The sequence below is a fragment of the Deinococcus puniceus genome (assembly GCF_001644565.1).
GTDB classification, from domain to species: domain Bacteria; phylum Deinococcota; class Deinococci; order Deinococcales; family Deinococcaceae; genus Deinococcus; species Deinococcus puniceus.
On record NZ_CP011387.1, the window covers coordinates 46,567 to 67,500 of the forward strand.

At 64.3% G+C, this 20,934-nt stretch carries 20 protein-coding genes (1 of these 20 only partly in view); 10 read left to right on the forward strand and 10 right to left on the reverse strand.

Annotated elements, in window-relative coordinates:
* Nucleotides 1-71: 71 nt before the first annotated feature.
* A complete protein-coding gene (locus SU48_RS00210) occupies nucleotides 72-284 on the forward strand; it encodes a hypothetical protein (protein WP_064013487.1) in 213 nt (70 codons plus the stop codon).
* A 96-nt stretch (nucleotides 285-380) separates the two neighbouring features.
* Here SU48_RS00210 and SU48_RS00215 read toward each other — a convergent pair whose 3' ends face one another.
* Entirely contained in the window at nucleotides 381-1,085 is a 705-nt protein-coding gene (locus SU48_RS00215) for a M48 family metallopeptidase (RefSeq protein ID WP_064013488.1), read from the reverse strand.
* 236 nt (nucleotides 1,086-1,321) lie between these two features.
* On the opposite strand from SU48_RS00215, the gene SU48_RS00220 reads away from it, so the two are divergent.
* From SU48_RS00220 to galE, 4 genes are all read left to right on the forward strand, one after another.
* Complete coding sequence (locus SU48_RS00220) at nucleotides 1,322-2,104, forward strand: enoyl-CoA hydratase-related protein (protein WP_064013489.1); 783 nt, start codon at nucleotides 1,322-1,324, stop codon at nucleotides 2,102-2,104.
* Between the two features lie 237 nt (nucleotides 2,105-2,341).
* Nucleotides 2,342-3,166, forward strand: coding sequence for an SDR family oxidoreductase (locus SU48_RS00225; RefSeq protein WP_064013490.1), 825 nt, complete (start codon nucleotides 2,342-2,344; stop codon nucleotides 3,164-3,166).
* Nucleotides 3,167-3,317: 151 nt separating this feature from the next.
* Nucleotides 3,318-4,709: a D-alanyl-D-alanine carboxypeptidase gene (locus tag SU48_RS00230; RefSeq protein WP_064013491.1), complete on the forward strand. Its 1,392-nt coding sequence runs from the start codon at nucleotides 3,318-3,320 to the stop codon at nucleotides 4,707-4,709.
* A 277-nt stretch (nucleotides 4,710-4,986) separates the two neighbouring features.
* Nucleotides 4,987-5,979 (forward strand): UDP-glucose 4-epimerase GalE, encoded by a 993-nt coding sequence (galE, locus tag SU48_RS00235; protein WP_064013492.1) that lies wholly within the window; start codon nucleotides 4,987-4,989, stop codon nucleotides 5,977-5,979.
* Between the two features lie 93 nt (nucleotides 5,980-6,072).
* Here galE and SU48_RS00240 read toward each other — a convergent pair whose 3' ends face one another.
* From SU48_RS00240 to SU48_RS00255, 4 genes are all read right to left on the reverse strand, one after another.
* Nucleotides 6,073-7,146: a YibE/F family protein gene (locus tag SU48_RS00240; protein WP_064013493.1), complete on the reverse strand. Its 1,074-nt coding sequence runs from the start codon at nucleotides 7,144-7,146 to the stop codon at nucleotides 6,073-6,075.
* Between the two features lie 53 nt (nucleotides 7,147-7,199).
* On the reverse strand, nucleotides 7,200-8,357 hold the full coding sequence (locus SU48_RS00245) for a PQQ-binding-like beta-propeller repeat protein (protein WP_064013494.1): 1,158 nt from the start codon (nucleotides 8,355-8,357) through the stop codon (nucleotides 7,200-7,202).
* A gap of 108 nt (nucleotides 8,358-8,465) precedes the next feature.
* On the reverse strand, nucleotides 8,466-9,335 hold the full coding sequence (locus SU48_RS00250) for a metal ABC transporter substrate-binding protein (RefSeq protein WP_064013495.1): 870 nt from the start codon (nucleotides 9,333-9,335) through the stop codon (nucleotides 8,466-8,468).
* Nucleotides 9,336-9,357: 22 nt separating this feature from the next.
* A complete protein-coding gene (locus tag SU48_RS00255) occupies nucleotides 9,358-10,383 on the reverse strand; it encodes a CobW family GTP-binding protein (RefSeq protein ID WP_064013496.1) in 1,026 nt (341 codons plus the stop codon).
* A 171-nt stretch (nucleotides 10,384-10,554) separates the two neighbouring features.
* Between SU48_RS00255 and SU48_RS00260 the strand changes: the two genes are divergently transcribed.
* Complete coding sequence (locus SU48_RS00260; protein ID WP_064013497.1) at nucleotides 10,555-11,904, forward strand: M20/M25/M40 family metallo-hydrolase; 1,350 nt, start codon at nucleotides 10,555-10,557, stop codon at nucleotides 11,902-11,904.
* 367 nt (nucleotides 11,905-12,271) lie between these two features.
* Nucleotides 12,272-12,967, forward strand: coding sequence for a Clp protease N-terminal domain-containing protein (locus SU48_RS00265; RefSeq protein ID WP_064013498.1), 696 nt, complete (start codon nucleotides 12,272-12,274; stop codon nucleotides 12,965-12,967).
* Nucleotides 12,968-13,037: 70 nt separating this feature from the next.
* Here the strand turns inward: SU48_RS00265 and SU48_RS00270 are convergent, their stop codons facing one another.
* Nucleotides 13,038-14,444, reverse strand: a complete 1,407-nt coding sequence (locus SU48_RS00270; RefSeq protein ID WP_064013499.1) for an RtcB family protein — start codon at nucleotides 14,442-14,444, stop codon at nucleotides 13,038-13,040.
* Nucleotides 14,445-14,732: 288 nt separating this feature from the next.
* Here SU48_RS00270 and SU48_RS00275 point away from each other — a divergent pair, with 288 nt between their 5' ends.
* Complete coding sequence (locus SU48_RS00275) at nucleotides 14,733-15,251, forward strand: hypothetical protein (protein WP_064013500.1); 519 nt, start codon at nucleotides 14,733-14,735, stop codon at nucleotides 15,249-15,251.
* 23 nt (nucleotides 15,252-15,274) lie between these two features.
* The gene (locus SU48_RS00280; protein WP_064013501.1) at nucleotides 15,275-16,078 is read left to right on the forward strand and encodes a class I SAM-dependent methyltransferase; all 804 of its coding nucleotides are present in this window, start codon (nucleotides 15,275-15,277) and stop codon (nucleotides 16,076-16,078) included.
* 6 nt (nucleotides 16,079-16,084) lie between these two features.
* On the opposite strand, the gene SU48_RS00285 is transcribed toward SU48_RS00280, so the two are convergent.
* The 4 genes from SU48_RS00285 to SU48_RS00300 form a co-directional block, all read right to left on the reverse strand.
* On the reverse strand, nucleotides 16,085-16,801 hold the full coding sequence (locus tag SU48_RS00285; RefSeq protein WP_064013502.1) for an SDR family oxidoreductase: 717 nt from the start codon (nucleotides 16,799-16,801) through the stop codon (nucleotides 16,085-16,087).
* A gap of 31 nt (nucleotides 16,802-16,832) precedes the next feature.
* Nucleotides 16,833-17,876, reverse strand: coding sequence for an alpha/beta hydrolase family protein (locus tag SU48_RS00290; protein ID WP_064013503.1), 1,044 nt, complete (start codon nucleotides 17,874-17,876; stop codon nucleotides 16,833-16,835).
* Nucleotides 17,877-17,881: 5 nt separating this feature from the next.
* A complete protein-coding gene (locus SU48_RS00295) occupies nucleotides 17,882-18,865 on the reverse strand; it encodes an alpha/beta hydrolase family protein (RefSeq protein WP_082869580.1) in 984 nt (327 codons plus the stop codon).
* A gap of 271 nt (nucleotides 18,866-19,136) precedes the next feature.
* Nucleotides 19,137-20,318, reverse strand: a complete 1,182-nt coding sequence (locus SU48_RS00300; RefSeq protein WP_082869581.1) for a LacI family DNA-binding transcriptional regulator — start codon at nucleotides 20,316-20,318, stop codon at nucleotides 19,137-19,139.
* Nucleotides 20,319-20,423: 105 nt separating this feature from the next.
* Here SU48_RS00300 and SU48_RS00310 point away from each other — a divergent pair, with 105 nt between their 5' ends.
* A protein-coding gene (locus SU48_RS00310) for an MFS transporter (RefSeq protein ID WP_064013506.1) crosses the window boundary here: on the forward strand, nucleotides 20,424-20,934 show its start. The gene runs 716 nt beyond the window's last position; only the first 511 of its 1,227 coding nucleotides appear in the window; the start codon lies at nucleotides 20,424-20,426; its stop codon lies beyond the right edge, outside the window.

Consider the following 20,934-nt stretch of genomic DNA (forward strand, 5'->3'; position numbering starts at 1 on the left):
CAGAACAGCACGGGCGCGGCGCACACTTGGGGCCACTCATCAAGCCCTAGTTCAGCAAGGAGGCAACTATCATGACCGGCCCCTATGACCGCCCGCCTGCCCCGGCCACCGAACCCACCGACACGCCCCTGCCCCGCCCGGAGCGCCTGCCCGGTGGCGATGACCTCGGCCCGATGACCGATCCGCCCGTGAATCCCGACACCCCTGGTTTTCCGGAGCCGCAGCCGACAGACAATCCGGACACTCCGGCGTGGCCCAACCCGATGCCGATGCCCGCGATGTAAAGGGTGTGGGAAGTGGGCTGTAGGTTGTGGGAAGGTCAAAAGATATTCATGGTTTTGCCCTTCCTACAGCCCACAACCCACTTCCTACAGCCTCATTCAAAACTTCATCAGCCTATGCCCCTGCACCCGGAGCCACTCCCGGTGCAGTTTGTGTTGGGGCATCAGGCGGGAAACGTGCGCCCAGTAGCGCGGCGAGTGGTTCATTTCCAGCAGGTGTGCGGCTTCGTGCAGGGCCACATAACAGGCCACGTCCAGCGGAGCGCGGGCCAAGGCCCAGTGCAGGCGAATCTGGCCGTCGGCGGTGCAACTGCCCCAACGGGTGCGCGTGTCGCTGACGTGTACGGCCTTGAGGCGTGAGCGGGCATTCAGCCCATCGGCGTAAATTTCAACCAGTTCGCGGTAACGCGGCAGGGCGGCGGCTTTGTACCAGTCGGTCAGGGCCGCTTCTGGTCTGTCAGAGGGAACCCACAGCGCACGCCCCACGCGCTCGGCCTGTGTGCCGGGGCTGTTCAGGCGCAGTGTCAGCGGTTCCCCCAAAAAACTTAGACTTGTGCTGTCTGACAGAGAAGAAACGGCAGGCACGCGGGCGGCATAGGTGGCGAGGTGTCCGGCGGCCCAGTCGCGTTTGGCGTTCAGAAATTCCAGCAGCGTTTTGTCGGGCACCTGCGTGGGCGCGTGCAAGATCACTTCTCCGGGGCGTACTTGCAGCCCCAGCGTGCGCCGCCTCGCACTGCGCTGCACCCGCACCGGCACGCCGCCCACGTTCCAGCCTTCCCCATTGCCCACACCCACTCCCGCCATAGCTCTAGCAAACCGCATCGGGAGCCAAAGCGGGTGAGTGGCCCGGATGATACGGATTCCGATTGAACAGTTATGAAATAACTGCGAAATCCGACTGGAAGGAGTAGGAAAAGTACGGATTCCAGAATGGAGTTAGCTTTCGGCGCTGTTCCGAAAGATAACGAAATGGCCGGAATCCGGATGAGTTGCTCAGGAATTTTGAACCCGGTTCACCCATTCGGGTTACACTTCAGAGCATGAGCAATTCAGCGCCTGACACCGGGCAACAGGGCGGCACTGGGGCCGTGAAGCTGTCCCAATCGGCGGGCGTGGCGACGCTGACGTTTACCCATCCCAAAGCCGCGTTTGGCCCGGCCACTTGGCTAGAAACGGCGCAGGCGTTGGGGCAGTTGGCAGAGGCCCGCGTGCTGATCTTGCGTGGAGAACGCCATTTCAGCGTGGGCTTGGATGTGAAAGCCACCGCGCCCAGCATTGCCGCCGCCCTAAGCCAGACTGAAGGCAAGCACGCCGCGTTTAAGGCGGTGGTGGACGAAATGCACGCCGCTATAGAAGGCCTCGCCGCGCTCCCCATTCCGGTTATTGCGGCCATAGACGGCTGGTGCATCGGCGCGGGGCTGGAACTGGCCGCCGCCTGCGATATTCGGATTGCCAGCACCTCGGCCCGCTTCAGCCTGCCCGAAGTGAGGCTTGGAATTGCGGCTGATTTGGGCGGCCTGCAACGCCTGCCGGGAATCATTGGCCGGGGCCGCGCCGCCCACCTGGCCCTGACTGCCGAACCCATAGACGCCGCCACCGCCGAACGCTGGGGCCTCGTCACCGAACTCCATGCCGACGCCGACGCGCTGTATGCCCGTGCCGAGGCGTTGGCCGCGCACCTTGCCGCGCTCCCTCCCAAAGCGCTGGAAGGCAGCAAACGCACGTTGAATGACGGCCTGCCCCATGCCCAAAGCTTGGCGGCGGCGGTGGACTGGAACGCCGAACATATGACGGCGGAGGGGTTGGCGGGGGCGGTGCGGTGAGGGATTGAGGCGTTGGCGCGGTGGGGAGTCTGAAAGTCTGAGGCAAGGCAATCGCTGACGCTCACTCACCCCCTCTGCTAGCGCAGCTCTGCGAGTCCCAACCTCCCCCCTCAAGGGTGAGGAGCTAAAAGCCCCAACGCTCCACCGCACCCACCATCCATCTCTAGCCCTTCGACTCTAGACCCTTAGACCAAGCCCCCAGAATCTCACCCACGTTCAACCCAAAAGGAGCGCCACATGACTCAAACCGCCGATCCCGCCACCACCTTCCGCCCTGACCTGCTGCGCGGCAAACACGCCCTGATTACGGGCGGCGGCAGCGGCATCAACCTCGGCATCGCCCAAAGTTTCGCGGCGCACGGCTGCGCGGTCACCATTTTGGGCCGCAATCTGGAGAAGGCGCAGAAGGCAGCGGCGGGCATCGTGGAAGCGGGCGGGCAAGCCCTTGGCGTCAGTGCCGACGTGCGCGATTTTGCGGCCCTGCAAGCGGCGGTGGCCCTCGCGGTAGAAGCGCACGGCGACTTCGATATCGTATTGGCCGGAGCCGCTGGCAACTTTCCCGCCCCCGTGGACGGCATCAGCCCCAACGGATTTAAGACGGTGGTGGACATCGATCTGCTCGGCACTTACAACACCATCAAGGCTGCCGCGCCGCACATCAAGGCTCCGGGCGGCAACGTGCTGAGCATCAGCGCTTACGGCGTGCCCGTGCCCATGCAGGCGCATGTGGTGGCCGCCAAAGCTGGCGTGGACGCCCTCACCCGCACGCTGGCCGTGGAATGGGGCCTGCGCGGCATCCGCGTGAACGCCATCATTCCCGGCCCAATCGACGGCACCGAGGGTATGGCCCGCCTCGCCCCGGACGAAAAAACCCGCAGCCAATTCACGCGCACCGTACCGCTGGGACGCTTCGGCCTGCCCCAAGACATCGCCAACGCCGCGCTGTTTCTGGTGTCGGACGCGGCCAGCTATGTGACCGGCGTGATTTTGCCCGTAGACGGCGGCCAGAACATGCTGGGCGGTGCGCCGCAATATCAGATGTTTTTGCAGATGACGCAGTAAAGGCGGTCTAAGGGTCTAGGATCTAAGGGACTAAGAAGGGCAAAAGCCAGAGCAGAAGCTACATCGCCTCTGCAAACGCCAACTTTCACGAGCCACCCTTAGACCCTTAAGCCGACAGCCACGCTTCAGCTTCACACGCTATTCTCTGCGGGTGCGCCGCCTGCTGACCATTTGTACGCTTATTCTGCTCTCCGGCGATTTGGCGGCCCTGTCTCCCACCACGCCCATTGCCGTGCAGTTGGTGCGCGATCCCGGCCTCAGCGCAGGCGTGCGGGAAGCGTTGCGGGATGTGCCAGACGGCGTACAGGTGTCGGTGCTGGTACGGGAGGTGGGCGGCGGCCCGGTGCTGGAAGCCCTCAGACCCGACGAGTCCATGATCCCGGCCAGCACCCAAAAACTGGTGACGGCGGCTTCGGTGCTGGTAGACCGGGGCGGCGCGGGCGGGTGGTGGAGTACCGAACTGACCGTGCCAGCCGCAGAAGTGGGCCAAAAAAACGTGTCGGCGTTGACCCTGCGCGGCAGTGCTGACCCGACTCTGAGCGTGGCGGGCGGCTCCAACAGCCTGCGGGCACTGGCAAAACAAGCCTTTGCGCGTGGCCTGCGCCGTGTGAATGCCGTGCGGCTCGATGAATCCCCGATGCAGGCGGGCGGCTGGACGGAACTGATCGTGGGCGTGCCCATGACCACCGTGCGCCTGAGCGAGTGGGAAACCAATCCCCCGATTTCGGCGCAGGAAGCGCGGGCCAGAGCGGGTGCGGCGCTGGTATCCGAACTGCGGCGGGCAGGAATTGTGGTGGGTTCGGACGCGGTGGGTGTAGCCCCCAAGTTCACGCCGTATCTGGCCCCTGCCCGCGTGGATGAGGACGGAAAAGCCCTGCCGCCTGACCCGCTAGTTCCTGTAAACCGCCGCCCAGAACACGGTCTTGCCAGCGTCCGCAGTGCCTCGCCTGCGCTGGTGGTGGCCGCAGTGCTGCGTCCCAGCGACAACCTGAAAGCCGAGGAACTCTTGGGCAGTCTGGCCGCCACACCGTTGGGGCGAGGCACGCTGGCGGGCGCACTCCTGCGCGAACGGGCCGCCCTGCGCCGCATGGGCATAGACCTGACCGGCGTGGCTCTGGCCGATGGCAGTGGCCTCAGCCGCAACAACCGCCTGACCGCCCGCACACTCGTACACCTGCTGAGCGTGCTGCACGACTTGCCCTACGCCACAGCCAAAGCGTCTGCCACTCTGCCCGCCGCCGTGTACCGCGCCCGCCGCAACGCTTTTGCCGAGGCCTTGCCCCAAGCAGGAACAGGCGAAACTGGCCCCGCCCACACCGGACGCGGCGGCACGATGGCCCTGAGATTGCAAAATTCGGGGCTGGATGTTCGGGCCAAAACCGGAACGCTGCCGGGAGTCAGTGCGCTGGCGGGCTACGTCACCGCCAAAAGCGGCAAGATACTGGCCTTTTCTATCCTGATGAACGGCCCCGAAACCACCCCGATCCTGACTCTGCGCAGCGTGCAAGACCGGATGGTGCAGGCCATCTCGGCGGCGCACTGATGGGGTGTCGGTGAGAGGAAAAGCCAGTGCTAGACGCCTCTGTTGACTGCTCTGCCTCCCCAAAACCTCACTGCCCCAGCACCCTAGACCTTTAGACCGTTAGAGCAGGACGGAGAATGGAGTCACCGAGAAAAGCGACTTTCGGTGACTCCATTCTCCGTCCTGCTCGGTAAAATTCACTCGCTTCGCTCGGTCATTCTTATGACAAATGCTGTGAACCTTCCCGTAGCTTAGATTTCCAACTCGCCACCCCGAAATCCTTTGCTAACCTACCCGCATGAAACTTCTGGTGGTGGGCGGGGCAGGCTACATCGGGTCGCATACGGTGCGGCAACTGCGGGCGGCGGGGCATGACGTGGTCGTGCTGGACAACCTTTCCAGCGGACACCCGGAAGCCTTGCCGCCCGAAGTGACGCTGGTGAAGGCCGATCTGCTGGACGCCGAGGCCGTGAAAGCAGCCCTGAACGCGCACCAACCCGACGCTGTGATTCACTTTGCCGCGCTGATCGAGGTGGGCGAGAGCATGCGGGCACCGGGCCGCTACTACCGCAACAACGTGCTGGGCAGCCTGAACCTGCTGCAAGCCATCGTAGAAACGCGCAAGATTCCGCTGGTGTTTTCCTCGACTGCCGCCGTGTACGGCACCACCGACGCCGTGCCGATTCCTGAAACGGCCACCAAGCAGCCCGAAAGCGTGTACGGCGAAACCAAGTGGATGACCGAGCAGATGATTCATGCCTTCGGCACGGCACACGGCTTGCCGTATACCATCTTGCGCTACTTCAACGTGTGTGGCGCGGCTCCGGGCGGCGCGATTGGCGAGGCGCACGCCAACAAGACCCACCTGATCGAATTGGCCTGCCTCACCGCTCTGGGCCAGCGCGAGAAAATGATGATTTTTGGCGACGATTACCCCACGCCCGACGGCACCTGTATCCGCGATTACGTGCATGTGCAGGATCTGGCCGACGCGCATGTGCTGGCGGTGGAAGCCCTGCACGGCGGCGGGCAAGTAGCGACCACCTACAACGTGGGCCTTGGTCACGGCTTCAGCGTGCGCGAAGTGCTGGACGCCGTAGACGCGGTGGTGGGTACGCCCCTGACCCGCGAACTGGCCCCCCGCCGCGCCGGAGACCCCCCACGCTTGGTGGCCGACGCCACGCTGATCGTCAAGGAACTGGGCTTCAGCCCCAAATTCACTGACCTGAAAGACATCGTGGCAAGCGCTTGGGAGTGGCACCGCACGCATCCGCACGGCTTCGAGAAGTAATGCAGTCGTACGGACTTCGGTTGAAAGCCCTCTGTTCTGGCTTTTAATCCGGCGGTAAGAAGGAGGCGGGCTGCACGCTCTGACGGCGGAGCGTCAGGTAGAGTCTGGAGAACGGGGCGTGCTAGGGAAGTGCTGTATGGCGGCCAAAGCGGTACTGACCGGCACCACCAGCAACATGCTGACCAAAGCCAGCAGCAGCGCCGCCAATTCGGTAAACAGGCCCTCGCTGTTGACCTGTACCCACAGCGGCGTGCCCGAACTGGCCCGCATCAGCAGCAGCAGGGGCAACGAGCCGCCCGCATACAGCAGCATCAGAACGTTCACCATGCCTGCCGCGTGGTCGCGTCCGACCCGCATGGCCTGCCGGAACAGGGCGCGGCGGCTCAGAGGCGGCCCCGCCTGTGCCGCCCTCGTCTGGGCCAACGTTTCGACGGCGGACGTTTGAGTGATCGCCACATCGTTCATGGCCCCCAAGCTGGTCAGCAGGACGCCCACCACGTACAGCCCGGTGGCACTCACGCCGTAAGACGCCTGAGCGACGGTGGCCCCTGCATCGCTCAGGCCCGTCAGGGAGGCCGCTCCCACCAACAAGTTCAGCAGCCCCGCGCCGAGGGTGACGCACAGCAGGAGCGCCAGCAGGGCCGCATGACTCTTGCGGTTCCAACCATGCACGAAGTACACGCTGAGGGCCAACACCCCGCCCAAAGCGGGCAGCAGCCCCAGCACAGGTGCGCCGCCCAGCAGCAGGGGTAGCAAGATCAGCCAGAGGGCGGCCAACGTGAGGGCGCTGCCCAGCACAGCCCGCAGGCCCTGCACGCCCGTCACCGCGAGGGCCACCAACAACGTCAGGCCCAAGAGTGCGCCCAGCAGCGGAAAGCGGCGCGGCCCTTCTAGGATGTACTGGCCGTCGATCTGGTTCAGCACGACGGCTTGTCCGGGGGTCGGTTGGGCCTCCGCATAAGTCACGGCGGTCACGGTCTGCCCCGTATTCAGCCGAATCTGGGCTTCACCGGGCTGGGTCTGGCGCTGGTAAACGCCGCTGACATACTGGCTGAGGCTGAGCGGCGGAGGGGGCGGCTCGACCCGGAAGACCCACAGCACCCCTGCGGCCAAGACCGCCCCCAAGAGTGCGGTCAGTCCAGACGGAAGGCGTTTCCAAAAGTTCATCGCCTCACGGTAGCGGCCAGAGCGCGGTGGGTGGGGTCAGGGTGTGAGCCGTATCAGTGTTGCTCGCCCGACGCCGAGGTGAGAGCCAGCATCGCCGGGGTGCCGCCTACCACGAGGCGGCGCGTGACCGTCAGGGTATTCAGCGCGACTTCCAGTACTTCTCCTGTGGTGGGACTGGTCAGGTAGGCCGCATTCTGGCCGAGGGTCATGGTGGGCCGGATGGCCGCTTTGTCGGCGGCATCGGCGGGTTTGACCAAGCCTGCCGCGCTTTGCAGTACCCGGCCTGTGCGGGCATCAAGGGCGTGCAGGGCACCGTCGGCGGTCAGTACCAACAGGCGCTGACCATCTGCGGCAAAGATGAATTTCAGGGGCACGGCGGGCAGGGTGATGGGCGTCAGGGCCGAGTCCTGAGCCGTCCAGCGGGCCAACCCGGTGCCGAAGTTGCCGTACAGTGTGCTGCTTTTGGCGTGGGCCGCCACTGTCCCCACCCGCTTGCCTTCGGGCGTGCCTGCGGGGTTGGTCAGTTTGCTGGAGGTGATCTCATTGCCCTTGACCGTGACCGCCAATACCCCATCGGTGCAGCCGAAGTAGCTGGTGTCGCCCAGAATGGCCTCACCGTGCAGGGCCGGGCAGCCGTCTATAGTGTTCAGCAATTGGCCCGACTTGAGGTCGTAGGCGTCCACCCGGTTCAGGCGCAGAGAGCCGCTGAGCAGCACGTTGCCCATGACGGTGGGTGCGCCGTGGTCGGGCTGGGCCACTTTAACGATTTGCATGTCGTTGGTCTTGCCCAGCAGGGTTTCTCCAAAAATAGCCACCGTGCCGCCCTTGTCGTTAAAAATAACGATGCGGTCATCGTGGGCAAAGAAGTGGGTGGGTTGCTGGCCCACGTTCAGGGTCGCCAGCACATGCGGGGCCTTCTGAACAAGGTCGTCGTGGTCGCCGTGCGGAATGCTGCTCAGGCCAGAGTGCAGCACCGTGACGCGGTCATCGTTGCGGTGGATGGCGTAGGCGTACTGCCCACCGGGGCCAGCGTACAGGCCACTGAGTTTTCCGGGCGTGCTGAAGGTGCCTACTGTTTTGCCGTCCGTCAGGTTCAAGACGTTCAATACGTTGGTTGTGGCGTCGGCCACCACGAGGCGGGACACGGTCTCGGCGTGGGCGGCAGTGATCAGGCTCAGGGCGGCGGTCAGGGTCAGTTTCAGATGGGTCATGGTGGGTACTCCGGCAAAAGAAAAGGGGCGTGAAGGACGGGTTCTTCCGGCTTACGGCGCAGAGATCGGACACAACTTCTGCACCCGCGAAGAGCGTGGGGGTCGCCTCTACTTCAGCGCTTGCAACAGGGTGTCGCGGTTGCGGCGCATCATGTCGGCGTAGTTGGGGGTCTGCACGCTGCCTTCGGGGTCAAGCACAAACAGCGGCACGCCTGCTTCGGCAGCCACGGCGCGGGCCGGGCCTTGGGGCAGTTGCGGTTCGGCAAACACGGCCCTCACGCCCGCTGTCCGGATGGTCTGCACGGTCTGGGCCATCCGCTGGGCGCTGGGTTCTATACCTGCCAGCGGCGTAATGGTGGCGCTCACCGTCAGACCGTAGGCGCGGGCAAAGTAGCCGAACGCGTTATGAAAGGTGACCAGTTTGCCGCCGCGCACCGGGACGAGGGTGCGGCGGAGTTCCGCGTCCAGTGCGGTGAGGCGCACGGCCTCGCGCTCGGCATTGGCGCGGTAGGCGGCGGCGTGCTGCGGATCGAGGGCGGCCAAGTGCGTGCCCACCGTGCGGGCGGCCTGCGCCATCAGGCGGGCATCCAGCCACCAGTGCGGATCGGTGGCCGAGCCTTCCCGAATCCGGGTAAAGGTCATCACGTTGCCCAGTTTCAGCACTTTGGCCGGGCTGCCGCTGGCCTTCACGTAACGTTCCAGCCAGTCGTCGGCCCCCAATCCGGCCATGATCGCCAGATCAGCCGAGCGGATGCGGGCAATGTCGCGCACGGTGGGATCGAAGTCGTGCGGACTGGCCCCCAGCGGCGCGGCACGCTCCACGGCGGCGTGCGGTTCGGCCACCCGCGTTACCACATCAAAGAGGGGTTGAAAAGAGACGATGACGTTGGGCTTGGCCTGAGCGGCAGGAAGGAGCAGCAGGGTGCCGAGGGCGGCAGTGCGTGACCAATGGGGGAAAAAGAAGAAGACTCTGGACATACGAACCTCGGAAGCGGCAGGACTATTTGGAGAGTGCGGCAGTGGCGTTACGTGCCACTGGAGCGCGGTGCAGCACTTGCCGCTCGGTCTGGCCGCTCAGCACGGCAAAGGCGGCGCGTTCCTCGTCGGCGTCCAGATCGCGGCCAATAGCCACCAACCGGGTGTAGCCGTCGCGGTCTTCGGGCAGCGGGTCAAGGGCGATCAGGTCACGCACCGCCTGCATCAGCAGCTTTTTGGGATGGGCCTCTAGGCTCACGTAGCCCTTGACCCGCAACACCTGACCGGGCCGCGACACGATGCGGTGAATCAGGCCGTGCCAGCCCTCCAAGCCCAGCGGCGTGTGCGCCTCCAGCGTGAAACTCTTGAGGCCGGGGGTGTGCTGGGTGCGGGACGGTTCGGGTGTCCAGTCGGCGCTGAAGCCGTGAGCGTTCAGCACCGTTTCTGCGTCTACTTCCGAATTTTTGGCGTGCAGCACGCGGGCCAAGGGGTGCAGCCCCAGCACGATCTGTTCGGCGGTGTGCCGCTGGGCGAGGGTGACCACATCGCTTTTGTTCAGAATCACGGTGGTGGCGTAGGCCAGTTGCAGGGCGGCTTCCGGGTTTTCGATCAGCGTCTGGGCCAGATTGCGGGTGTCCACCACAGTGATTAAGCTGTCCAGCCGGAAGACGGCCCGCACATCGGGGTCAAGCAGGGTGTGCAGCACGGGCGTAGGATCGGCCACGCCGCTCAGTTCGATCAGCACGTGGGCGGGTGCGCCGCCTTCGTCTTGGCCGCGCTGCGCCAGCCGGATCAGAGCGGAGATCAGGTCGTCGCGCCCTGTGCAGCACAGGCAGCCCTGCGTCAACTCCTGAATATCGTCAGGCTGATCGGTCAGGGCCTCGATCAGGCCACCGTCTATGCCCACCTTACCGAACTCGTTCACGATGACGCCGATGCGCCGGGGCAACAAGGCGGGGCCTGCTTGCCGGATCAGGTGATTGACGAGGGTGGTCTTGCCTGCCCCCAAGAAGCCGCCGATCACGGTAACAGGAATGCGGGAGTCAGGCATAAGTTTGATAACAATATCTCGTTATCAATAAGGCGTCAACTCAACCACGCTCTAAGCGAGCTGTCCGAACCGCTCGCCCTTCCTTAGTCCCTTTGATCCCAGACCCTTAGACTGCCCCCACACATCCCCAACTTCAGCCCCTGCGCCCCGCCATCCCTTACCCTGAAGCCCATGACTTCCCCCCACCACAGCGACCTGTCGGCCCACATTGCACGCGGCTTGTCGGATTTGGCCGAATTTGTCGCCATAGAAAGCGTGAGCGCACAGGGCCGGATGCTGCCCGAAGCGGCGGCCTACGTGACCCGCCTGCTGGAAGCGGAAGGCTTTACGGTGCGCGAGTATCCCGGCACGGTTGCCCCTGTGCTGGTGGCCGAGGCAGGCAGCGGCCCCACCACCCTACTCATTTACAACCATTACGACGTGCAGCCCGAAGACCCCACCGAACTCTGGGACAGCCCGCCGTTTGCCCTGACCGAGCGGGAGGGGCGGCTGTACGCACGCGGCGTCAGCGACGACAAGGGCGAGTTTATTTCGCGGCTGGCGGCGGTGCGGGCGGTGCGCGAGCGGCACGGCGGGCAGTTGCCGCTGCGGATACGCTGGCTGCTGGAGGGCGAGGAAGAGGTGGGCAGCCCCAGCCTAGACGCCTTTGTGGAGGCCCACGCCGACGAACTGCGGGCCGACGGCTGCTGGTGGGAATTCGGCTCCATTACGCCCGAAGGCCGCCCGGTGGCCTCATTGGGTCTGAAGGGCGTGATGTGCGTGGAACTGCGCTGCCGCGTAGCCGACTCCGACCTGCACAGCAGTTTGGGCGCAGTGATCGACAATCCGCTGTACCGCCTCGCCCGCGCCGTGGCAACCCTGCGCGACGATACGGGCCGCGTGACCATTCCCGGCTTTCATGACGCCGTGCGCGACCCCAGCCCCGCCGACCTAGCCGCCATCGCCACCATTCCCGGCGACGGTCAGGCGGTGCGCGATACTTACGGCGTCACGCGCCCGCTTGCCACTGGCCCCGATTATTTCCGGCGTACCAACTTGCTGCCCGTCGTCAACGTGAACGGTTGGAGCGGCGGCTATCAGGGTGAAGGCAGCAAAACCGTATTGCCCGCGCACGGCAGCGTCAAGCTGGATTTCCGGCTGGTGCCCGACCAAAACCCGGAGCAGATTTTGGCGCTGCTGCGTGCCCACTTGGACACCCAAGGTCTGAGTGACGTAGAAGTCGTGGAACTGGAATCTCACCAGAAGCCCGCCCGTGCCGACGCGGGGCATCCGTTTGTGGTGGCCTGCTTAGAGGCGGCGCGGGAAGCACACGGTCTGGAGCCGATCATTCACCCTAGCAGTGCGGCGAGCGGCCCCATGTCGCCCTTCAACGAGTTTTTGGGTGTGCCTTGCGTGGCAATGGGCATCGGCAATCTGGGCGGGCGGATTCACGCGCCGAACGAGAACATTTTGAAGGTGCATTTTGAAAAGGGCGTGGCGTTTGGGGTGGCGCTGTTAGAGCGGCTGGGGCGCGGGCTTTAGGAAGTTGGATTGGGGGTTGTTGAACTTGTCCCACGTTGGATTCCCCCACCCCCCAGCCCCCTACCCCACCGGGTAGGGGAAGCGAAGCGCTCCGCTCGGGAGGATTGATCTTGTCGCATCCCAACTCGGCTGAATCCTTCTCTTGAAGCGGAATTGCCAGTCGTCTTGACGCTGGAATTGGCCCGCGCGTTGCACGCACGACGGCCTCACACGCACTTGGGCGGCGGCATTTGGGATTGCTGCATAGGAAAAACAAGGGCAGGGTTTGTGCTTAAGCTCTGGGCTCACCCGGCGACAAAATCAGCTTGCTAGAGTTGACCATGCGTCTAAACCGCGTGAGTTCGACTCTTTTTCGGCTGGCTTTCCCGTGAACCGTTACGACGATCAGGCCCGCTTGGTGTTCCACTATGCACGGGAAGAAGGCCACGCTTTGGGACACCATCAGGTGGGGCCGGAGCATCTGCTGTTGGGGCTGTTGCGAACCGGGGGCGGCGCACGCGAGGTGTTGGAAGGCTTGGGCGCAGGGCTGGAGCCGCTGCGGGTGCTGGTGCAGGCCACGTATCCAAACGCTCCCCAGTCACTCAACGACGCGCCCAGCATCACCCCGTCGGCGCGGCAGGTGATGGAAACGGCCACGGAAGAAGCGCGGCGGTTGGGGTCTGTCGTCACATCTACCCCGCATATTTTGCTGGGACTACTGGCGCTGGATTCGCCGTCACTCCGGGCCATTCTCGCTCGTATCCATCTTGATCTGAACTTGATCCGGGCGCGGGCTGAGGCTGTGCCTGTTGCTCAGGAGCAAGCGCCGCCCGGTCAGCGGGAAACCGAGTTGAAAGAGATGGGGAGACAATCGCTGCAAGACGCATTGAACAACGGCGGCGTGTCACCCGGCGGTATTCCCCCAGTAGACCTCGTGGGCATAGTGTTGACCGTTGGAGACAGCAGCCTACAAGCGCCCTTTGAGGAACTTCTGGCCCGCTGGCTAATTCACGATCCTTTGCCCGAAGAAGAACGCGCCGCTGTGCTGCACGCGCTCATTGCCGGAGCTTGGAAAATGGAGTAGGCCAAAGAGAACCGGGGTGCTGCACCAATCTCAGCAGCCCCCCGGTTTCACCGATTACTAATTACAACCCTCAAACGTCCTCATTGCCTGTGTCCATCCGCACCACTTTGGGCATGAACTGGCCCAGCACATCCACCAAATCGGTTTGGCGGGCAATCACGTCTTCAATTCGCTTGTAGGCTTGCGGCGCTTCGTCTATGCCGCCGCCGATCAGGGTGATGCCGTGACGCTCCAAGTAGGCCTGCACGTCTTTTTTGGCAAGGGCGTTGATGGCGGCTTTGCGCCCTAGCTGACGGCCTGCGCCGTGGCTGGCACTCGCCAACGCTGCCGGATTGCCGCGCCCACGCACCAAGAAACCGGGGTCGGCCATGCTGCCGGGAATCAGGCCCAGTTGTCCGGCGGCGGCGGGGGTCGCGCCCTTGCGGTGCACGATCAGTTCCTTGCCGTCTACCTGCTGTTTCCAAGCCAAGTTGTGGCTGTTGCTGACGCGCAGCAGCGGGGTTTCGCCCAGTGCGCGGGCCAGCCGGGTATGAATCAGGTCGTGGTTGGCGAGGGCGTAGCGGCCAGCCAGATTCATGGCGAGCCAGTAGGCCTGACCTTCCTCGGTGTCCAGCCGGAGCCAGGCCAGTTTCTGGGCACTCTTGTCCAGTGTAGGGTGCAAGTCCTGTGCCAGCCGCGTAAAGTGGTTGGCCACCTGCGCCCCGAAGCCCCGCGAGCCGCTGTGAGACAGCAGGGCCAGATAGTCGCCCGCCTCTAAGCCCAGCTCCGGGTCAGCCGCCGCGAGCGTGAATGTCCCGAACTCTGCGAAGTGGTTCCCGCTGCCGCTCGTGCCGATCTGGTTGATGGCCTTCTCGTGCAGGTGGCCCAAGAGGGGGAGGGCGTCCCACGTGTCTTCGTGCAGCACGGCGTGGTCTTCACGGTCACGCTTCTCGAAACCCACGCCCGCGCCGAAGCGGGTATGGCGCATCAGCAGGGCTTTGGCTTCTTCGGTTTTCAGTGCGCCACTGGGCAAGGGCAGCACGCTCAGCATCATGGAGCAGCCGATATCCACGCCCACGCCATACGGAATCACAGCATTTTCAGTTGCCAGTACGCCGCCGATGGGCAGGCCGTAGCCCACGTGTGCGTCGGGCATCAGCGCCCCGGCCCGCGAAATGGGGAGGCGCATCGCCACGTCCATCTGGGTGTGTGCGCCGGGGTCGATCAGGTCTGCGCCCCACACCGGGTAGGGCAAGGGTGCGGGCCGCAGGTCGCTGGACGCCCGCGCTTCCTGCACGCCGCGCACCGCGATCAGTTCGGCGGCCAACGCGTCGTACACGCCGCCCAAGAAGGCATCGGGGTTGGCCTGCACGCCGCGCAACTCGCCTAAAATCTCTTCGCGGCTGAGGCCCGCGCCTTCGCGTAAGCTCGCGGCGGCCAGTGCCAAGCCAATCGCTTTGCGTTCAAATCCAAGTTTGGTAATTTGCTTCCCGTTCATCGTCAGTCCTTGTGCGGGAAGCCACTGTGCTGCTCACTTGCCCGCGTGTTAGGGGGTGGGGGCGCGGCGTGTATTTACGCTGTCGCCCGTTGGTGTCCTTCGCCAATCGTCCGAATCTGTTTTATCTTGCATTCTGCGCCCTCCCTCTGTGTGGCTCTGTCTTCGGCCCTAGTCTGCCGTGTTCGCTTGCCCCGGCACATCGGCAAAGTGGCGCATAGGGCCTGAGCCAGTCATTGGGCATGAGTGCCGCTTCACGCTCCCATCAGTTTCACGCTTTAAGCTGAAGGCATGAGAAAATCTGCCCTCCTGCTCTTGTGCGTTCCTTTGGCTCTGGCCGCCTGCGGGCCTCGCGGCATTCAAGCACCTGACGCCTACGATGTCAGCGGCAGCTTGGGTGGCAGTTGGGGCACCGATCCCCGCTTGCGCCTCGCTTTGGTCGGCGCGGGCTTTCCCGAAGTCGTGACCAACAACAGCAATCTGGCCCAAAACGTGGTCAGCACCGGCATCAATACTTGGAATTTTGGCGTGGATTTGCCCGACGTTCCCGGTGTGGCGGGCGTGTATCAGGTGGTCGTGTACAACGATGCCAACAACAATGCCAGCCTTGATGCCAACGAAGCAGACCGCGTGGCCCGCAATCAGCAGTGGCTCATCTACAGTCAAGTCGGGGGCAACGTTCCGGCCACCCGCTTCACACCCGAAATGAATGTCTCGCAGGGCTGGAACCTGTACGACCAGCGCGTAGCGATCAGCACCAGCAACCCGCGCTCCGGCCAAAAAGTCACCGGGTACGATCTGAGCCGCTGAGGGTGGTGGGTTAAACTCCCGGCATGGCTTCAGACCCGTTGCACTTCTACTACGAACAGGATCGGGAGCATGAGCGGCTGTTACGCGGCAGCAATCAATTGGAATTTACCCGCACCCTCGAACTGATGGTGCGGTTTTTGCCGCCTGCCCCCGCCCGGATTCTGGACATTGGCGGCGGCACCGGGCCGTATTCGCGCTGGCTGCTGAAGCGAGGTTATTCGGTGCAGTTGCTGGACGCCATGCCCAACCATATAGAACGGGCGCAACAAGACCCCGCACTGGCGGGTTTGGAATCGGCGGTGGTGGGCGACGCCCGCGCCTTGCCCTACGCGGCGGCTTCGGCAGACGCGGCGCTGTTGTTCGGGCCGGTGTATCACCTCACCGGGCGGGCAGACCGAGTGGCGGCCCTCAGGGAAGCGCGGCGCTGTGTTAGAGCGGGCGGAGTCGTGTTGGCCGCCGCGATTACCCGGACGGCCAGTGCCCTAGACGGCCTGCTGGCGGGCATGGACGCCGATCCACGCTTTGCCGCCATGCGGAACCACACCCTCACTACGGGCCTGCATTTGCCACCTGACCCGGCGCTAGGCTGGTTCACAGAGACGTATTTTCATAGCCCGGCAGAGTTGGTCGCCGAATTTCAGGACGCTGGATTGACGAATGTGGCCCTATACGCGGTGGAAGGACTGGGCAACATCGTGCCGGAGTTTGATGTGTTGTGGGCCGACCCAGAACGGCGGGAGCGCCTCTTAGACTTGGTGCGGCGCACGGAAACAGACCCGCATCTGTGGGGTGTCAGCGCCCATCTGCTGGCCGTCGGGCAGGTGTAATCGCGCCTACAGGTCCTGCGTCGTCGGGCGGATCAGCAGTTCATTGATCGCCACGTGCGCGGGCTGCTGGAGCGCGTACAGGATGGCGCGGGCCACATCGTCGTCTTGCAGGAATTCAGCGTTTTGTGGCTTGCGGCCTTCTGCCCAGAACGGCGTTTCGACCCGGCCCGGTTCGATGGTGGTCACGCGCACGCCCTCGGCACTCACTTCGCGGCGGATGCTTTCGCCCATGCCCGAAATCGCCCATTTGGTGGCGCTGTAGGGGCCGGGAGTAGCGACTCTTCCGGCCACAGACCCCACCAACAACAGGTGGCCCCGGCTGCCGATCAGGTGCGGCAACGTGGCGCGGGCGGTGAGGGCAGCCCCCAGCACATTGGTCAGGATCATGTCGCGCCATTCGTCGGGCGTGGGGTCGCCAGTGGCGTAACGGGGTGCGCCTGCCGTGAATCCTGCGTTGGCGAGGGCTGCGTCCAGCCGTCCAAAACGTTCCAACGTGGCCGCCACTGCCCGCTCTAGGTCGGGCCACTGGGTCACGTCGGCGCGGAGGGCGATGGCCTGTCCTTCGCCCAATTCTGCGGCCAACGCCTGCAATTTGTCCTCGCTGCGGGCCAAGAGCGCCACGCGCCAGCCTGCCTGCACCGCCTGCCGCGCTGTGGCCGCGCCGATGCCCGTACTCGCGCCCGTAATCAGAAGAACTTTGCCTGCCGAAGTGGTTGCTGTCATAGGCTGAGACTACTCCCCCACGCATGAAAGTTCACAGATTCGCCTTAAAAAACGCCACGCTGCGCCGGAGGGCCACTTGCAAATTCTGGCTCAGGTTGTGGTTATCGCCCTCGTAGCGGTAGGCTTCCACGCCCTGCCCAGCAGCCCGCAAGTCGTCGGCCAAGGCTTTCTGAAACGAGTAGGGCACATCGGCGTCGTTGGTACCGTGATGCAGCTGAATGGGCCTGCCGTTCAGGTCGCGCAGCAGGGCATTGGGACTGAGTGCCCGCAGGTAGCGGCGGTTCAGGCGGTCTAGGGTGGGTTTTGGGCCAGTGGCGGGCGGGTTCCAGTCTGTCGCCAATACGTCATAGCCCGCGACTACGCCTGCCCACAGAGACGCGGCTTTCAGGCTTTTATCAACCAGCATGGCCCGCAGACTCAGTTGGCCGCCCATAGAGTGGCCCCACAGCCCCAGCCGCGCCGGATTCACGCGCCTGTCGGCCTTGAGGCTGGCGGCGGCGTTCAGCACATCTACCGTGTAGCCGGGGTCGTTGTAGCCGCCGAGCGCCTCGCCCTCACTGCTGCCGTGCCCCCGGTAATCGCTCTTTAGGGTCACGAATCCGGCTCGGGCAAAGGCGTCTTGGTAGGCCACATAGCGCTCGGTGGTGCGGTACTCGTCGGGCGGAATGTACCCGTGATTGAACACGATGGCAGGCCACCCACCCGGCGGCGGCGCACCGTTGGGCACGGTCAGCAGGGCATTGATCCGGAGTCCATCGGACTGGTAGCTGACGACTTGCCGCGAATAGTTTGCCCCGGCCCGCAGAGTTTCACGTACCGTGAGGGCGCTGCCGGGGTACTCCCGCGCCCGGAGCGCCTGTACGCTGATGGGCTGCCGCGTCACGAGTGCAGTCAGGGCTGCGTCGGTCAGGGTGCCGTTTGGGGCGGGGGCCGTGGGGTCAGAGGGAGCGGAAGTCGTGGGCTGACTCGTTGAATTTTCTGGCAGCGCAAACGGCAGATTCTCCGGCTGAGTCACCGCTACCCAGCCCGCACCCGCCACCAACAGCAGCAATCCCAGTTGCACCAGACGCCGCATCGTGGTTACAGATTCGCCTTGAAGAAAGCCACGCTTCTGTTCAGGGCGGTGGTCAGATTTCGGCTCAGGTCGTGGTTGTCGCCGGGATACACGTAGCTTTGCACGGGCTTGCCGATGGCCTTCAGTTGCTCGGTCAGGCGGGTATGGAAGGCGACTGGCACGTCGTTGTCGGCGGTGCCGATGTGCAGCTGCACCGGGCCGCTGATGTCAGCGAGGTAAGAATTGGCGGCCAGCGTATTCCAGAACTTGGGGTTGGCCTGCGGCGTGCCGTATTTGGCGACTGCTTTTTGCCTGAGCGCCAGCACCGACTTGGGAATAGACGCCGGAACCGGGCTACGCCACTCGTTGATGATCTGGTTGTAGTCGCCCACCACGCCCGCCCAAATCACGCCTGCCTTCACTTGGCGGTCTATCACCATCGCCCGCAGGGTCAGGAACCCCCCCATAGAGTGGCCCCACATCCCAATTCGGGCCGGATTCACGCGCTTGTCGGCCTTCAGACTGGCCAGCGCGTTCATCACGTCGGTGGTGTAATCAGGCGCGAAATAACCGCCCAGCGCCTCGCCCTCACTGCTGCCGTGCCCCCGGTAGTCGCTTTTCAGGGTGATGAATCCGGCCCGCGCAAAAGCGTCTTGGTAAGCCACATAGCGCTCGGTGGTGCGGTACACGTTGGGCGGAATGTACCCATGATTAAATACGATAGTGGGCCAGCCCCCCTTGGGCGGCGTGCCGTTGGGAACGGTCAGGAGGGCATTGATCCGGAGTCCGTCGGACTGATAACTGACGACCTGCCGCGAGTAGTTGGCCCCCGCACGCAAGTTTTGCTGCACCGTCAGGGGGCTGCCCACGAAGGTCTTGGCCCGCGCCGCCGGGATACTCATCTGGGCAGCGTCCAGCTTGGCAAGGGCTGCCGCCGACTGCGCCTGTGCCGGAAAAGAAATTAAGAGGGCCGTAATCGCCACGCCGAACCCGCACCGCTTGAACGTCATGCCTGCACCCTAACGGCACGGCGGGGCAAATACCGGGCGCGAGCCTACCAACACGCGCTGATTCAGCCTTGAGGTTGCTCTCAAAGCCAACTCAGGAGCGGGGCTGGGGCGGGGTTTCTGGGGGTGGGGTCTAAGGGTACGGTGTCTAAGGGTTTAGGGTAGGAAGGTCTAAGAAGGGCAATGGCTGCGCTCACTCACCCCACTGCTGCACAGCTCTGCGAGTCCCCCTCAAGGGGGTGATGGAACAAAAACAAAGCTTCACGAGCCATCCTTAGACCCGCGTCACTCGCCGCCCTGTGCTTCCCCGCACCACCAACGTCGTCGGCAACAACACGTTCGGCGGTGTTTCTCCGGCCAATAACGCCAGAAGCGCACGTCCGGCCTGTTCGCCTTTTTGGGTCGTGGGCTGGCTCACGGTGGTCAGATTCAGCGCGGCACTGCTGGGAATGTCGTCGAATCCGGTCAGGCTCAGGTCTTCGGGCACGCGCAGGCCGAGGGCTGTCGCCGCTGCCAATGCTCCCTGTGCCAACACGTCGCTCATGCACAGCAGCGCGGTGGTGTCTGGACGAGCCGTGAGCAAGGCGTGGGCGGCGATCTGTCCACCTTCGGGCGTGTTGTCGGCCACCTCGTACACGGGCAGGTCTGCCGCAACTGTGCCGTGCAGGGCGGCGCGGTAGCCCTGCAAGCGGGCCAGAATATGGGTATTGGTGGCCCGGCGTTCCCGCTCCAACGACAGGATTCCAGCCACACCATCGGCCCGCAGCGGCAACGCCAGCACCCCGATGGCTTCGTGTTCCAGCGCCAACAGATGCTCGGCAGCCTGTGTGGCACCGTCCGCATCGTCAATGCCGATGACCGGGTGGGCAACGCGGGGAACACCGGAGGCAGCGTCCGGGCGCACCGCATGATCGACCAACACCGTCGGCAGATTGCGGGTCAGGGCGGCATCGAGCAGCGGGCTGCCGTGCGCCGTGGCATAGCTGATAAACCCGTCCACGCTGGCACTGCGGGCGGCGTCTCCAGCAGGCGCGGCTTCACTGCGGCCCGACAGCAGCAGCAAACTCAGGCCCGCATCCTGAAGGGCATGGGCCACACCGCCCAGAAACAAACTGGCGGCAGGATCGGCGAAGGCGTAAGACAGCGGCGCGTCGTACAGCACGCCGATGACCTGGGTGCGCCCGCGCCGCAGACTGCGGGCCAACGGGTCAGGCCCGGTGTACCCCAACGCCGCCGCCTGTTCGAAGACCCGCTCCCGCAGATCGGGGGACAGCTGGTCGGGACGGTTGTAAGCATTGCTGACCGTCGCCACCGACACACCGAGAGCCTGAGCCACATCACGCAGGGTCGTTCGGCGGGGTGAGGGCGGTCTTGTTCCCTCCGGGCCTCCAGTCGGCTGCTGCGCCCCTGACTCGGAAGAAGGCGCGGCGGGCACTGGGGTCTTGGCGGACGGCATAAGGAATGCTACCGTATACCGGAGTGATCTGAAACGATTCAGACTTGGATACCCCCTTCTCCCCCATCGCCTCCCCCATTGCCGCTGTTCCGTAGAGGTTTTGCTATGACTGACGCCGCCCAGATGACGCCTTATACACCCCGACACTCTGAGATGGCTCGGCAGGCGCTGGGGCTGGTCTTTCTGACCAACGGCGCGGTGTTCGGGACTTGGGCAGTGAACATTCCCAGCGTCCGCGACGCACTGAGTCTCAGCGAAACACAGGTGGGACTGGCGCTGCTGGCCATCGGATTGGGCAGTCTGCTGACCATGCCGGTCACGGGCAGCTGGACTTCGCGTTACGGCAGCCACCGGGTCACGCTGATCGCCATGTTCGCATTCATCTTTGCGCTGGCTTTGCCTTTTCTGGCTCCTAATCTGCTGGTGTTGGCTCTCGCTCTCGCCGTGATGGGAGCGGCCAACGGCGCAATGGACGTGGCCATGAACGCGCAGGGCGTAACCGTAGAACGGGCTTTGGCTCGCCCGGTCATGAGCCGCTTTCACGCCTACTTCAGCTTAGGAAGTGTGATGGGCGCGCTGCTGGGCACCGTGTTGGTGGGCCGCGTGCCGATGCTGA

Coding starts and splice junctions, on each gene's coding strand:
- SU48_RS00220 (WP_064013489.1), top strand. CDS start 1,322: ATGAGCAATTCAGCGCCTGACACCGGGCAACAGGGCGGCACTGGGGCC.
- SU48_RS00290 (WP_064013503.1), bottom strand. CDS start 17,876: ATGCGGCGTCTGGTGCAACTGGGATTGCTGCTGTTGGTGGCGGGTGCG.
- SU48_RS00255 (WP_064013496.1), bottom strand. CDS start 10,383: ATGCCTGACTCCCGCATTCCTGTTACCGTGATCGGCGGCTTCTTGGGG.
- SU48_RS00295 (WP_082869580.1), bottom strand. CDS start 18,865: ATGACGTTCAAGCGGTGCGGGTTCGGCGTGGCGATTACGGCCCTCTTA.
- galE (WP_064013492.1), top strand. CDS start 4,987: ATGAAACTTCTGGTGGTGGGCGGGGCAGGCTACATCGGGTCGCATACG.
- SU48_RS00275 (WP_064013500.1), top strand. CDS start 14,733: ATGAGAAAATCTGCCCTCCTGCTCTTGTGCGTTCCTTTGGCTCTGGCC.
- SU48_RS00215 (WP_064013488.1), bottom strand. CDS start 1,085: ATGGCGGGAGTGGGTGTGGGCAATGGGGAAGGCTGGAACGTGGGCGGC.
- SU48_RS00285 (WP_064013502.1), bottom strand. CDS start 16,801: ATGACAGCAACCACTTCGGCAGGCAAAGTTCTTCTGATTACGGGCGCG.
- SU48_RS00245 (WP_064013494.1), bottom strand. CDS start 8,357: ATGACCCATCTGAAACTGACCCTGACCGCCGCCCTGAGCCTGATCACT.
- SU48_RS00300 (WP_082869581.1), bottom strand. CDS start 20,318: ATGCCGTCCGCCAAGACCCCAGTGCCCGCCGCGCCTTCTTCCGAGTCA.
- SU48_RS00270 (WP_064013499.1), bottom strand. CDS start 14,444: ATGAACGGGAAGCAAATTACCAAACTTGGATTTGAACGCAAAGCGATT.
- SU48_RS00210 (WP_064013487.1), top strand. CDS start 72: ATGACCGGCCCCTATGACCGCCCGCCTGCCCCGGCCACCGAACCCACC.
- SU48_RS00240 (WP_064013493.1), bottom strand. CDS start 7,146: ATGAACTTTTGGAAACGCCTTCCGTCTGGACTGACCGCACTCTTGGGG.
- SU48_RS00225 (WP_064013490.1), top strand. CDS start 2,342: ATGACTCAAACCGCCGATCCCGCCACCACCTTCCGCCCTGACCTGCTG.
- SU48_RS00260 (WP_064013497.1), top strand. CDS start 10,555: ATGACTTCCCCCCACCACAGCGACCTGTCGGCCCACATTGCACGCGGC.
- SU48_RS00250 (WP_064013495.1), bottom strand. CDS start 9,335: ATGTCCAGAGTCTTCTTCTTTTTCCCCCATTGGTCACGCACTGCCGCC.
- SU48_RS00280 (WP_064013501.1), top strand. CDS start 15,275: ATGGCTTCAGACCCGTTGCACTTCTACTACGAACAGGATCGGGAGCAT.